General features: G+C 73.6%; 11 protein-coding genes. 3 read left to right on the plus strand and 8 right to left on the minus strand.

The window, feature by feature from the left end; genetic code table 11:
• Window positions 1-89: 89 nt before the first annotated feature.
• The 3 genes from FHS34_RS19235 to FHS34_RS19245 are packed head-to-tail and all read left to right on the plus strand — an operon-like array spanning window position 90 to window position 2,376.
• On the plus strand, window positions 90-770 hold the full coding sequence (locus FHS34_RS19235; protein ID WP_184966938.1) for an ABC transporter permease: 681 nt from the start codon (window positions 90-92) through the stop codon (window positions 768-770).
• A complete protein-coding gene (locus FHS34_RS19240) occupies window positions 767-1,438 on the plus strand; it encodes an ABC transporter permease (protein ID WP_184966940.1) in 672 nt (223 codons plus the stop codon). The genes FHS34_RS19235 and FHS34_RS19240 overlap by 4 nt, the downstream gene beginning before the upstream one ends.
• Window positions 1,435-2,376 carry an ABC transporter substrate-binding protein gene (locus tag FHS34_RS19245; RefSeq protein ID WP_184966942.1) on the plus strand — a complete coding sequence of 314 codons (942 nt, stop codon included), beginning with the start codon at window positions 1,435-1,437 and terminating at the stop codon, window positions 2,374-2,376. The genes FHS34_RS19240 and FHS34_RS19245 overlap by 4 nt, the downstream gene beginning before the upstream one ends.
• A gap of 6 nt (window positions 2,377-2,382) precedes the next feature.
• Here the strand turns inward: FHS34_RS19245 and FHS34_RS19250 are convergent, their stop codons facing one another.
• From FHS34_RS19250 to rhaI, 8 genes are all read right to left on the minus strand, one after another.
• The gene (locus FHS34_RS19250; protein WP_184966944.1) at window positions 2,383-3,537 is read right to left on the minus strand and encodes a betaine/proline/choline family ABC transporter ATP-binding protein; all 1,155 of its coding nucleotides are present in this window, start codon (window positions 3,535-3,537) and stop codon (window positions 2,383-2,385) included.
• Between the two features lie 68 nt (window positions 3,538-3,605).
• Window positions 3,606-4,607 carry a zinc-dependent alcohol dehydrogenase family protein gene (locus FHS34_RS19255; RefSeq protein ID WP_184966946.1) on the minus strand — a complete coding sequence of 334 codons (1,002 nt, stop codon included), beginning with the start codon at window positions 4,605-4,607 and terminating at the stop codon, window positions 3,606-3,608.
• Window positions 4,608-4,689: 82 nt separating this feature from the next.
• Window positions 4,690-5,346: a LutC/YkgG family protein gene (locus FHS34_RS19260; protein WP_184966948.1), complete on the minus strand. Its 657-nt coding sequence runs from the start codon at window positions 5,344-5,346 to the stop codon at window positions 4,690-4,692.
• Window positions 5,343-6,830, minus strand: coding sequence for a lactate utilization protein B (locus FHS34_RS19265; protein ID WP_184966950.1), 1,488 nt, complete (start codon window positions 6,828-6,830; stop codon window positions 5,343-5,345). Before FHS34_RS19265 ends, FHS34_RS19260 begins: the two co-directional genes overlap by 4 nt.
• On the minus strand, window positions 6,827-7,582 hold the full coding sequence (locus FHS34_RS19270; protein WP_184966952.1) for a (Fe-S)-binding protein: 756 nt from the start codon (window positions 7,580-7,582) through the stop codon (window positions 6,827-6,829). The genes FHS34_RS19265 and FHS34_RS19270 overlap by 4 nt, the downstream gene beginning before the upstream one ends.
• A 73-nt stretch (window positions 7,583-7,655) precedes the next feature.
• Window positions 7,656-9,104, minus strand: coding sequence for a rhamnulokinase (locus tag FHS34_RS19275; protein ID WP_184966954.1), 1,449 nt, complete (start codon window positions 9,102-9,104; stop codon window positions 7,656-7,658).
• The gene (locus FHS34_RS19280) at window positions 9,101-11,140 is read right to left on the minus strand and encodes a bifunctional aldolase/short-chain dehydrogenase (protein WP_184966956.1); all 2,040 of its coding nucleotides are present in this window, start codon (window positions 11,138-11,140) and stop codon (window positions 9,101-9,103) included. The genes FHS34_RS19275 and FHS34_RS19280 overlap by 4 nt, the downstream gene beginning before the upstream one ends.
• A 132-nt stretch (window positions 11,141-11,272) precedes the next feature.
• On the minus strand, window positions 11,273-12,433 hold the full coding sequence (gene rhaI, locus FHS34_RS19285; RefSeq protein ID WP_184966958.1) for an L-rhamnose isomerase: 1,161 nt from the start codon (window positions 12,431-12,433) through the stop codon (window positions 11,273-11,275).
• Between the last annotated feature and the right edge of the window lie 262 nt (window positions 12,434-12,695).

Below are 12,695 nucleotides of genomic sequence, written 5' to 3' on the forward strand. Positions count from 1 at the left end.
CCCGCGAAGGCACGGGCCGCCGGCGCAGCGCCCCCCGTCCGGGTCACCACAACGCGCCGACCCGCTCGGCCGCCCGGTGGAATGGATCCGTGACCGCGCCCCCGGACGACTGCCTCGCGCGCAACGAATGGATCTGCGGCGCCTATCTGAGCACGCGTCGGCAGATCCTGTTCGACGCGGTGGTCCAGCACCTCCAGCTGACCCTCCTGTCGGTGCTGATCGCCCTGGTCGTCGCGCTGCCCCTCGCGGTACTGGCCCGCCGCTGGGGCTGGGCGGCCGGCCCGGTCCTCGCCGTGACGACCGTCCTCTACACGATCCCGTCGCTGGCGATGTTCTCCCTGCTCCTGCCCCTCTACGGCCTCTCGGCCGCCCTGGTCGTCGCCGGGCTCGTGCTGTACTCGCTCACCCTGCTCGTGCGGAACATCCTCGCGGGCCTGCGCGCGGTCCCGGAGGAGACCCGGCAGGCCGCGCGCGGCCTCGGCTACGGCCCCGTACGCCTGCTGCTCACCGTGGAGCTGCCGCTCGCCCTGCCCGCCGCGATGGCCGGCCTGCGCATCGCCACCGTCTCGGCGGTCTCCCTGGTCACGGTCGGCGCGATCGTCGGATTCGGCGGGCTCGGCAACCTCATCTACGCGGGCATGAACACCTACTTCAAGGCCCAGGTGCTCACCGCGTCCGTGCTGTGCGTGCTGATCGCCTTCGCCGCCGACCTGCTCCTGCTGGGCGTGCAGCGGCTGCTCACGCCCTGGACCAGGGCGGCCCGGACATGAGCACCCTCGCCGCGAGCTGGGACTGGCTCACCGACCCCGCGCACTGGTCGGGCGACGACGGCATCCGGCACCGGCTGCTCCAGCACCTGCTGCTCACCGTCGTCTGCCTGCTGCTGAGCTGTCTGATCGCCCTGCCCGTCGCCCTCGTCCTCGGCCACCTCGGCAAGGGCGGCGCGCTCGCCGTGAACCTCTCCAACGTCGGCCGGGCCGTCCCCACCTTCGCCGTCCTGGTGCTGCTCCTGCTGACCCCCGTCGGGAGATGGGGCGAGGGGCCCACGGTGGTCGCCCTGGTGCTGTTCGCCGTACCGCCCCTGCTCACCAACGCCTACGTCGGCATGCGCGAGGTCGACCGGGGCGTCGTCCAGGCCGCCCGGGGCATGGGGATGACCGGCCGGCAGCTGCTGTTCCGCGTGGAACTGCCCCTTGCCCTGCCCCTGCTGCTGAACGGGGTGCGGATCGCCGCCGTCCAGCTCGTCGCCACCGCCACCATCGCCGCGCTCGCGGGCGGCGGCGGACTCGGCCGGATCATCACGGCGGGCTTCAACCTGGCCAGCACGCCCATGGTGGTCGCGGGCGCGCTCCTCGTGGCCGTGTTCGCGCTGCTCGTCGAGGGCGTCTTCGAGGTCGCCGAGCGCCTGGTGCCCAGGTGGGCCCGGGGCGGCCGGTGAGGGGCCGCACCGCGGCGACGGCGGCCGCGCTGCTCGCCCTCACCGCCTGCTCCACCGGCCCCTCCCTGGAGAACCGGGGCCAGGTCACCGCGTCCCCGGGCGACAGCCACCACCTGACCATCGGCTCGGCCGGCTTCACCCAGAGCGACCTGCTCGCCCAGATGTACGCGCAGCTGCTGAACCAGGCCGGGTACCGGACGTCGATCCTCACGGTCGCCAACCGGGAGCTGTACGAACCGGCCCTGGAATCGGGCCAGATCGACGTCGTACCGGAGTACGCGGCCACCTTCGCCGACTGGCTCGACGCCAAGTCCCACGGCGCCGGCGCGAAACCCGTCGGCTCCCCCGACCTCGACGCCACCATGAAGGCCCTGCGGAGCCTCGCCACGCCCCGCGGCCTCACGGTCCTGCCGCCCGGCCGCGCGGTCGACCAGAACGCCTTCGCGGTGAGCGCCGGCTACGCCCGTGAGCACAACCTCAAGACCCTCAGCGACCTGGGCGCCTCGAAGCTGAAGGTGCGGCTCGCCGCCGGCGACGAGTGCGTGCAACGGCCGTACTGCGCGCCGGGCCTGAAGAAGGTGTACGGCATCGACATCACCGGGATCGACCCCAAGGGCGTCGGCACCACCCAGGCCAAGCGGGCCGTGCAGGACGGCCGGGACCAGATGGTGCTGACCACCACCACGGACGCCACCCTCGACCGGTTCGGCCTGGTCCTGCTCGCCGACGACAGGCATCTGCAGAACGCCGACTACGTCGTCCCGGTCGTCAACCGCTCCCGCGCGGGCAGCGAGCGCGTGGCCGGGGCGCTGAACAGACTCAACCACGTCCTGACGACCGAGGACCTGGCGCGGCTCGGCCGGGAGGTCGACGACTGGCGCCGGCTGCCCGCCGACGTGGCCCGGACCTACCTCAGGGACAAGGGCCTGCTGAAGTGATCCACGTCAGGCGTCGGACACCGAGTCGAAGCCGGCCTGCCCCCGCGTCACGCCCCGCGCGTCCGCGTCCACCGAGCGGCGCAGCGCCTCGTGCAGCTTCGCCGGGGTGAGCACACCGAGGAACCGCGCGCCGTCCAGTACGGCGACCCACCCGGCGTCGTGCTGGAGCATCACCCCGAAGGCCTGCTTCAGCGGCGCGCCCACCGGCACCCAGGAGGTCATCCGGTGCACGAGGTCCCCGACCGTGCCGCCCGCCGCCAGCTCGTCGACGCCGGCCCAGCCGCGCAGCGCACCGTCCGGGTCCAGGACCACCGTCCACCGCGCGCCCTCGGCCCGCAGCCGCTCCACGGCCCGTGCGGCGGGCTCGTCCGCGCGGGCCACGGGCGGCTGCTCCAGATCGTCCGGCTCGATCTCGGTCACCGACAGCCGCTTCAGCCCCCGGTCGGCGCCCACGAAACCGGCGACGTACGGGGTGGCGGGCGCGCCGAGCACCGCGCCGGGCGTGTCGAACTGCTCGATGCGGCCCTGCCCGTACACGGCGATGCGGTCGCCGAGCCGGACGGCCTCCTCGATGTCGTGCGTGACCAGCAGCACGGTCTTGCGCACCGCCGCCTGCATGCGCAGGAACTCGTCCTGCAACTGCTCGCGCACCACCGGGTCGACCGCGCCGAACGGCTCGTCCATCAGCAGCACCGGCGGGTCCGCGGCCAGCGCCCGGGCGACGCCGACCCGCTGCCGCTGCCCGCCCGAGAGCTGCTCCGGGTAGCGGGGCCCGTACGTCCCCGGGTCCAGGCCCACCAGATCCAGCAGTTCGGCCGCCCGGGCCCGCGCCTTCCCCCGCTTCCAGCCGAGCAGCGCGGGCACGGTCGCGGTGTTGTCCAGGACGGTGCGGTGGGGGAAGAGGCCCACCTGCTGGATGACGTAGCCGATGCGGCGGCGCAGCCGCACCGGGTCCAGGGTCGCGATGTCCTCGTCGCCGACGAAGATCCGGCCGGCGGTCGGCTCGATGAGCCGGTTCACCATCATCATGGTGGTCGTCTTGCCGCATCCGGACGGCCCGACGAGGGTGACCAGTTCCCCCTCGGACACCTCGAAGGAAAGGTCGTCCACGGCCGTCGTACCGTCCGGATACCGCTTGCTGACCTGCTCGAACCGGATCATTCCCCCACGCTACGGCAGGGGGCCCCGGGCCTCATCCCGCCGTGCCCCGACCGGCGGACGCCGGGCGGTCAGCGCCCGGCCGTCAGCACGATCTTGCCGTACTGCGCGCCCGCCTCCATGTACCGGTGGGCCTCCACCACGTCCTCCAGCGGGAAGGTGCGGTCGACCACCGGGCGCAGGGAGCCGGTGCGCAGCCCGGAGTCGACGAAGGCGACGGCGCGGCGCATCCGTTCGGGGATCGCCAGGACCTCGCGGGTCACGGTGTACGTGCGCATGTTCAGCGCGGGCATCCCCAGGTCGAACCCGGGGAACGGGGTGGGCTCACCGCTCTGCATCCCCCACAGCAGCAGCGTCCCGCCCGCGGCCACGGCCCTGCCCAGCTCCAGCACGCCCGGTCCCGCGACGGCGTCGAGGACCAGCTCGGCGCCCCGGCCGGCGGTCAGCTCCAGCACCCGGCCGGCCACGTCCTCCTCGTCGGAGACGATCACGTCGGCGGCGCCGTCGTCCAGCAGGCGCTGCCGCTTGGCGGGGGTCCGGGTGACGGCGACGGGCGTGGCGCCGAGCCGGTTCGCCGTCTGGATCGCGGCGAGACCGAGGCTGCTGGACGCCGCGTTCACGACGACCACGTCACCGGCCCGGACGCCGTCGACCTCCACCATCGCGCCGTACGCCGTCAGGTACGGCATCCAGACCGCGGCGCCGGTGACCGGGTCCACCTCGGGGGACCGGGGGAGCAGCGCGGACGCGGGCACGAGCGCGCGTTCGGCGTACACGCCGTAGTCGTTGTGCGAGAAGCTCGGGACGACGCTGACCGGCTGGCCGGGGGCGACGGTGGTCACCCCGGGGCCGACGGCCTCCACCACGCCCGCCGCCTCGTTGCCGAGCCGGGACGGGAACCGCTTGACCGGGTCGATGTACCGGCCGCCGCGGAACAGTCCGTCGGCCCGGTTCACGCCGATCGCCTCGATGCGCAGGCGCACCTCGCCGGGACCCGGCTCGCCCGGCTCCAGATCCTCCAGCCGCAGCACCTCGGGCCCGCCGGTCTCGTGGAACCGCACCGTCTTCGCCATGTCAACTCCCCCTGTCCCTAAGGTGATCACGGACCACTCTGCGGGAAAGTACGATGACTGTCAAACTACGAAGAGATTCGTACTACGGGCTGGGCGGTCGGCCGAGCAGGATCACCTCCAGCGTGCGCGGACCGTGCACGCCCTCCACCCGGTCCAGTTCGATGTCGCTGGTGGCCGACGGGCCCGAGATCCAGGTCAACGGGCGGGCCGGATCGAGGCGTTCGAGGGCCTGCGGGACGGAGGAGACCACCTGTGCGGGCACCCTGACCACGCAGATGTGGTGGTCGGGGATCAGCGAGATCCGGCGCCGCCCCTGGTCGGGAGAGCCGTCCAGGACGATCGTGCCGGTCTCCGCGACGGCCACGGCACACCCGGTCACCACGCTGCCCACCCGGTCCAGCCGGTGCGGCGTGCTCTCCGCCCGGTCGTGGATCCGCACCGGGTCCGCCGCGGCCAGCCACTCGGGCGGCAGCCCCGGCGGCACCAGCACCTCCCCGGAGCCGCGCGCGGCCAGCAGCCGCATCACCAGCAGCGGCAGCTCCTCCGCGTCGCAGCGGTGCACGATGGCCCGGTAGTCCGCCAGGTTCTCCGCGAGCAGCCGCACCGTCTCCTCGGCCGTGCGCTCCCCGTGTTCGCGCGCGTAGTCACGCGCCACGGCACGCTCGTACGGCCCCTCGGCAGGCGTGACATCGGCCAGCGCCCGCCGCACCCGGCCCAGGATCCGCTCCCTGCCGCTCACTTGGCGCCGTCCTTTCCGCCGTCGGTGCGCTGCCACCAGTCCCGGAAGGACTCCGGCGGCACGGCCGGCAGGTCCCGGGTCCCGCTCCACGCCCGGCCGGGGCCCGGCAGGGTGCGCGGGTGCAGCCGGCGCGTCCGGGAGGCCAGCCGCCGGCCCGCCCGCAGGGCGCCGGGGTGGGTGAACGCCCAGCGTGCCGCTCGCATCGCCGCCCGCTCTGCCGCGTGCCCCTTCGCCGGCCGGAGCACCACCTTGTTGCCCTGCCTTACCGCCGGACCGCCCTCGACCACTCGCTCCCGCAGATGGACGAGCACCTCGGGGATGTCGATGGCGACCGGGCACACCTCGTAGCAGGCCCCGCACAGGCTCGACGCAAAGGGCAGGGAGGCGTCGATCTCGCTCCCCGTGCCCCGCAGCTGGGGGCTGAGGACGGCGCCGATCGGGCCCGGGTAGACCGAGCCGTACGCGTGCCCGCCCGCCCGCTCGTACACCGGGCACACGTTCAGACAGGCCGAGCAGCGGATGCAGCGCAGCGCCTGGCGGCCGACCTCGTCGGCGAGCGTGTCCGTGCGGCCGTTGTCCAGCAGCACCAGATGGAAGGTGCGCGGTCCGTCCCCGTCCGTGGTGCCGGTCCACATGCTGGTGTACGGGTTCATCCGCTCGGCGGTGGAGGAGCGGGGGAGGGTCTGCAGGAAGACCTCCAGGTCCCGCCAGGTGGGCACCACCTTCTCGATGCCGACGACCGAGATCAGTGTCTCCGGGAGGGTCAGGCACATCCGTCCGTTGCCCTCGGACTCCACGACGATCAGGGTGCCGGTCTCGGCGACCATGAAGTTCGCGCCCGAGACGCCGACCCTGGCCCGCAGGAACTTCTCCCGCAGGTGCAGCCGGGCCGCCTCGGCGAGTTCGGCGGGCGTGTCCGTCAGGCCCGCCGGGGCCGGGCGGCCCCATTTGCCCATCTCGCTGCGGAAGATGTCCCGGATCTCGCCCCGGTTGCGATGGATGGCCGGGACCAGGATGTGCGAGGGGCGGTCCTCGCCCAACTGGACGATCAGCTCGGCGAGATCCGTTTCGTAGGCGCGGATGCCCTCCCGGGCGAGCGCCTCGTTGAGGCCGATCTCCTGGGTGGCCATCGACTTGACCTTCACGACCTCCGACTCGCCGGTGGCCCTGACCAGTTCGGTGACGATCCGGTTCGCGTCGTCGGCGTCCACCGCCCAGTGGACCGTCCCGCCGGCCGCGGTGACCGACTCCTCCAGCTGCAGGAGATACCGGTCGAGGTGGCGCAGGGTGTGGTCCTTGATCCGCCTGCCCGCCTCGCGCAGCTCCGCCCAGTCGGACAACTCGGCCACCGCCCCGGCCCGTCTGGCCCGGATGGTGTGGGTGGCGTGCCGCAGATTGGCGCGCAGGACGGGGTTGTGGACGGCGTCGTGCGCGGCCCGCGGAAAGGCGGGGAACGCGGGCATGCCGACGAACGTTCCGCTCATGCCGCAGGGTCCTCCTTCGTGCTCGCCAGGATCTCCGCGATGTGCACCGGCCGCACGCCCGACCGCAGCCGGCTCATCGTCCCGCCGAGGTGCATCAGACACGAGTTGTCGGCCGCGCACAGCACCTCGGCGCCCGTCGACTCCGCGTTGCGCACCTTGTCCACGCCCATCGCCGCCGACACGTCCGCGTTCTTCAGCGCGAACGTGCCGCCGAAGCCGCAGCACTCCTCCGCACCCGGCAACTCGGCCAGCTCCAGCCCCTCGACGGCCCGCAGCAGCCGGCGCGGCCGGTCACCGAGCCCCAGACTCCGCAGCCCGTGGCAGGTGGGGTGGTAGGTGACCCGGTGCGGGTAGTGGGCGCCGACGTCCGTCACCCCGAGCACGTCCACCAGGAACTCCGTCAGCTCGTAGGTCTTCGGCGCCACCGGTGCCAGCGTCCGGGCGAGGGCCTCCCCCCGCCCCTCGGCGCGTGCCCGCTCGCCCATCCGGGGGTACAGCTCCCGCACCATCGCCCCGCACGACGCGGACGGGGTCACGATCGCCTCGTACCCGCCGAAGACATCGGAGAAATGCCGGGCCAGCGGCTCGGCCCCGTGCCGGTAGCCGGTGTTGTAGTGCGCCTGTCCGCAGCAGCTCTGGCCCGCCGGGAAGTCGACCTCGACACCCAGTCTGGTCAGCAGCTTCACCACGGCCCGGCCGGTGTCCGGATACAGCGTGTCGTTGACACAGGTCAGGAACAGGGCGACACGCATCGCGGCTCCTCGGCGTCGGTCGTCGGACGAGTGCAGGGTAGTGGCCGGCGTCCCGGCCGGGGCGGAGCACGGCTCACCGCACGGCGATCCGCGCCTCGGCCTCCCGCCACCGGCCGGCGTCGCCGCGGGGCGTGTACCGGGTGAGCGGCCGGGTACGGCTGAGCAGTCGGCGCAGGGCGGGCAGGTCGCCGCCGAGTCCGTGCGCGCGGGCCTGCACCAGGACGTTGCCGAGGGCCGCCGCCTCGGCCGGCCCGGCCACCACCGGCAGACCGCAGGCGTCGGCCGTCAGCTGGCACAGCAGCGTGTTGCGGGTGCCGCCGCCGACCAGGTGGACCACGTCCACCGGACGGTCGGCCAGCCACCGCGCGTCCAGCACGGCACGCCGGTGGGCGAGGGCGAGCGAGTCCAGGACGCACCGGGTCACCTCGGCCCGCGTCGCCGGCACCGGCTGCCCCGACGCCCGGCACGCCTCGGCGATCCGCTCCGGCATCCGCCCCGGCGCCAGGAACGCCTCGTCCCCGGCGTCCACCACCGAACGCAGCGCCGGCACGCCGGCCGCCTCCGCGAGCAGCGGCCCGAGGTCCGGCCCGCCCCAGGCCCGTACGCACTCCTGGAGCAGCCACAGCCCCATGATGTTGCGCAGATAGCGGACGGTGCCGTCGAGCCCCAGCTCGTTGGTGAAGTTCGCGGCCCGGCTCTCCTCGGTGAGCACCGGAGCGGACAGTTCCAGGCCGACCAGGGACCAGGTGCCGGTGCAGACGTAGGCGAAGCGCTCACCGGTCGCCGGGACGGCGGCCACCGCCGACGCGGTGTCGTGCGAGCCGACCGCCGTCACCGGCACCGGGCCGGCGAGCCCCGTCTCCGCCAGCACCTCGGGCCGCAGCGTCCCGGCCGGATCGCCCGGCCGCCGCAGCGGCGCGAACAGGCCGAGGTCGATGCCCAGCCGCTCGGCGACCTCCCGCGACCAGGTCCGGGTCCGGGGGTCGACGAGCTGGGTGGTGGAGGCGTTGGTCAGCTCGGTGCCCAGCTCGCCGGTGAGCCAGTACGTCAGCAGGTCCGGGATGAGCAACACCCGTGCCGCACGCGCGAACTGGGCGGTCGAGCGGGCGGCCGTGAGCTGGTAGAGGGTGTTGAACGGCGCGTACTGGACGCCCGTCGCCGCGTACAGCTCCGCCGCCGGCACGCTCGCCCACACCTTCTCCGCGACCCCCTCGGTGCGGGCGTCGCGATAGTGCACCGGGTTGCCGAGCAGGGCCCCGTCGGCGTCCAGCAGGCCGTAGTCGACCGCCCAGCCGTCCACGCCCACGGAGTCGACCGGGCCCGCCGCCCGCAGCCCGTCCAGGACGCCGCCGTACAGCGCCAGCACGTCCCAGCGCAGCCCCTCCGGCACCCGCACCGGACGGTTCGGGAACCGGTGCGCCTCGCGGAGCTCCACCGAGTCCGGGCCCACCCGGCCCACCATGACCCGCCCGCTGGACGCGCCCAGATCGACGGCCGCGTACGTCCTCACGCCCGTGCTCATCGCAGGAACGCGGCCGCCACGCCCGCGTCGACCGGGATGTGCAGCCCGGTGGTGTGCGTGAGGTCCCCGCCGGTGAGCGCGAACACCGCGTTGGCCACGTGCTCGGGCAGCACCTCGCGCTTGAGCAGGGTGCGCTGTGCGTAGAACTCGCCCAGCTTCTCCTCCGGCACCCCGTACACCGCGGCCCGCCGCGCACCCCAGCCGCCGGCGAAGATCCCGGAGCCGCGCACCACCCCGTCCGGGTTGACGCCGTTGACCCGGATCCCGTGCTCACCCAGCTCGGCGGCCAGCAGCCGCACCTGATGGGCCTGGTCGGCCTTGGCGGCGGAGTAGGCGATGTTGTTCGGCCCGGCGAAGACGGCGTTCTTCGACGCGATGTACACGATGTCGCCGCCCAGTCCCTGTGCGGTCATCACGCGGGCCGCTTCTCGCGACACCAGGAACGAGCCCCGGGCCATGATGCCGTGCTGGAGGTCCCAGTCCGCGGCGGTCGTCTCCAGCAGCGGCTTGGAGACGGAGATCCCGGCGTTGTTGACGACGAGGTCCACCCCGCCGAACGCGAGCACGGCCGCCCGGAACGCGGCGGCGATCCGCTCCTCGTCGGTGACGTCGACGGTGACGGCGACGGCCCGGTCCGGCCCGCCCAGCTCCTCAGCGACCCGCGTGGCGCTCTCCGCGTCCAGGTCGGCGACGACGACGCACGCCCCTTCCGCCACCAGCCGGTGCGCGATGGCCTTCCCGATCCCGCTGCCGGCCCCCGTGACGAGCGCGACCCGGGTGGCGAGCGGCCTGGGCGCCGGCATGCGCCGGAGCTTGGCCTCCTCCAGCGCCCAGTACTCGATGCGGAACTTCTCGGCCTCGCCGATCGGCGCGTAGGCCGACACGGCCTCGGCGCCGCGCATGACGTTGACGGCGTTGACGTAGAACTCCCCGGCGACGCGGGCGGTCTGCTTGTCCCTGCCGAAGGAGAACATGCCGACACCCGGGACGAGCACGACGGCGGGGTCGGCGCCGCGCATGGCGGGGGAACCGGGCAGGGCGTGCCGGCGGTAGTAGGCGGCGTACTCCTCGCGGTAGGCGGTGTGCAGTTCCCGCAGCCGGGCGACGGCCTCGTCGAGGGGCGCGGTCGGCGGCAGGTCGAGGACGAGCGGCCGTACCTTCGTGCGCAGGAAGTGGTCGGGACAGGAGGTGCCGAGGGCGGCCAGCCGGGGGTGCTCGGCGCGGGCCAGGAAGTCGAGGACGACATCGGAGTCGGTGAAGTGCCCCACCTGCGGCCGGTCCCGGGAGGCGAGCGCGCGGACGTACGGCGCGAGAGCGGCGGCCCGCTCCCGGCGGTCGGGCCCGGGCAGCGGCTCGTAGCCCTCGGTCACGGGCCCGAAGGGCTCCGCCCTGCCCCGCCGGGCGAGGAACTCCTCGGCGGTCCGGATGATGTGCAGCGAGTTGCGCTCGCACTCCTCGGACGAGCCGCCCCAGGCGGTGATCCCGTGCCCGCCCAGGACGCACCCGACGGCCTCCGGGTTGGCCTCCTTGGCCGCGGCGATGTCCAGCCCCAGCTGGAACCCGGGCCGCCGCCACGGCACCCACACCACGCGGTCCCCGAAGCACTCGGCGGTGAGCTTCTCCCCGTCGGCCGCGCAGGCGAGCGCGATACCGGAGTCCGGGTGCAGATGATCCACGTGGGGGGCGTCCACCAGCCCGTGCATGGCGGTGTCGATGGAGGGCGCGGCCCCGCCCCGGCCGTGCAGGCAGTAGTCGAAGGCGCCGGCCATCTCGTCCTCGCGCTCGGCACCGGGGTGGACGCCGACCAGCGCCCGCAACCGGTCCAGCCGCAGCACGGCGAGCCCGTCCCCGGTCAGCGTGCCGAGGTCGCCCCCGGACCCCTTGACCCACATCAGCTCCACGTCACCGCCGGTGACGGGGTCGAGGGCGGTGCCCTTGGCGGACGCGTTCCCGCCGGCGTAGTTGGTGTTGCGGGGGTCGGCGCCGAGGCGGTGGCAGCGGGCGAGGAGGGCGGCGACTTCGGGAGGGGGTGCCATGGGTACCGGTTCCTTTCGGATCGGGGAGGGACGCAGAGGGGTGCGGGGTGGCGTCGGCCGCGCCTGGCGCCGCGGGGGTGCGAGCGGCCGCGCACGGGCCGCTCCGCGCGGCCGGCGGCACCCGGCGGCCGCTCACGCCCCCCAGCCGGCCTGCTCTCCGCCGACCCGCTCGGCGACGATGCGCTCGGCCCATCCCGAACGCCGGTACGCCGCGAGGGGATCGGGATCCAGCCCCAGCTCCTCGCGCACCGCACGCAGCAACGGGCGCACATCGGTGTCGTACGCGTCCATCAGCACGGCGTTGGCGCCCAGCACGTCCCCGGCGGCCTGGGCCCCGGCCAGCGCGGCCCGGTCGACCAGCAGTGCCTTGGCCGTCGCCTCCTGGACGTTCATCACCGACCGGATGATCGCCGGGATCTTCGGCTCGATGTTGTGACACTGGTCGAGCATGAAGGCGACCCCGGAGGTGAGTCCCCCGCCCCGCGCCACCTCGTACATGATCCGGAACAGCTGGAAGGGATCGGCCGCCCCCGCCATCAGGTCGTCGTCGGCGTAGAACCGCGAGTTGAAGTCGAATCCGCCCAGTCTGCCCTCCCGCAGCAGCGTGGCGACGATGAACTCGATGTTGGTTCCCGGTGCGTGATGGCCGGTGTCCACCACCACCCGTGCCTTCTCGCCGAGTTTCAGACAGTGGGCGTACGCCGTCCCCCAGTCCGGCACGTCCGTCGTGTAGAACGCCGGCTCGAAGAGCTTGTACTCCAGCAGCATCCGCTGCCCGTGCCCGAGCCGGGCGTACACCTCGGCCAGTCCCTCGGCCAGCCGGTCCTGCCGTGCCCGGACGTCGTCCTGCCCGGGATAGTTCGTACCGTCCGCGAACCACAGCTTCAGGTCGCGGGACCCGGTCGCGTCCATGATGTCGACGCAGCGCAGCAGATGACCGACGGCCTTGCGCCGGACCGCCGCGTCCGGATGACAGATGCTGCCCAGTCTGTAGTCGTCGTCCTGGAAGGTGTTGGAGTTGACCGTGCCCAGCCGCAGCCCCCGCTCCTCGGCGTACTTGGCGAGCGCCGCGTAGTCCTCCACGGTGTCCCAGGGGATGTGCAGGGCCACCGTCGGCGCCACCCCGGTGAAGGCGTGCACCCGCGCCGCGTCCTGGAGCTTCTCCCATGGCGAGCGCGGCACCCCGGCCTGCGCGAACACCTTGAAGCGGGTGCCCGAGTTCCCGTACGCCCATGACGGTGTCTCGACGGCCTGGGTCTTGAGCGCGGCCTTCACCGCGGCGAGGTCGGTCACTTCAGGGCTCCTGTGAGGTGGGCGGAACGACTGAGCGCATGAAACGATTCAGAACCGCAAGCTAGGGGTCACCCCCGGGGGTGTCAAGCACTGCGGCCGACCCGGCCCCTTGGCATCGGATGCGCGGCCCACGGCTGTCGGAACTTTTCGATACGGACCCATTGACGTGACATGGGTGCGGTCCCTAGCGTCCCAGGCCATCCAGTTGAAACCTTTCACGGCATCGCGCGGCCTCCTGGCCCGCCACCGGTGCCGTCGAGGA

Source organism: Streptomyces echinatus (genome assembly GCF_014203595.1).
Classification (GTDB): domain Bacteria; phylum Actinomycetota; class Actinomycetes; order Streptomycetales; family Streptomycetaceae; genus Streptomyces; species Streptomyces echinatus.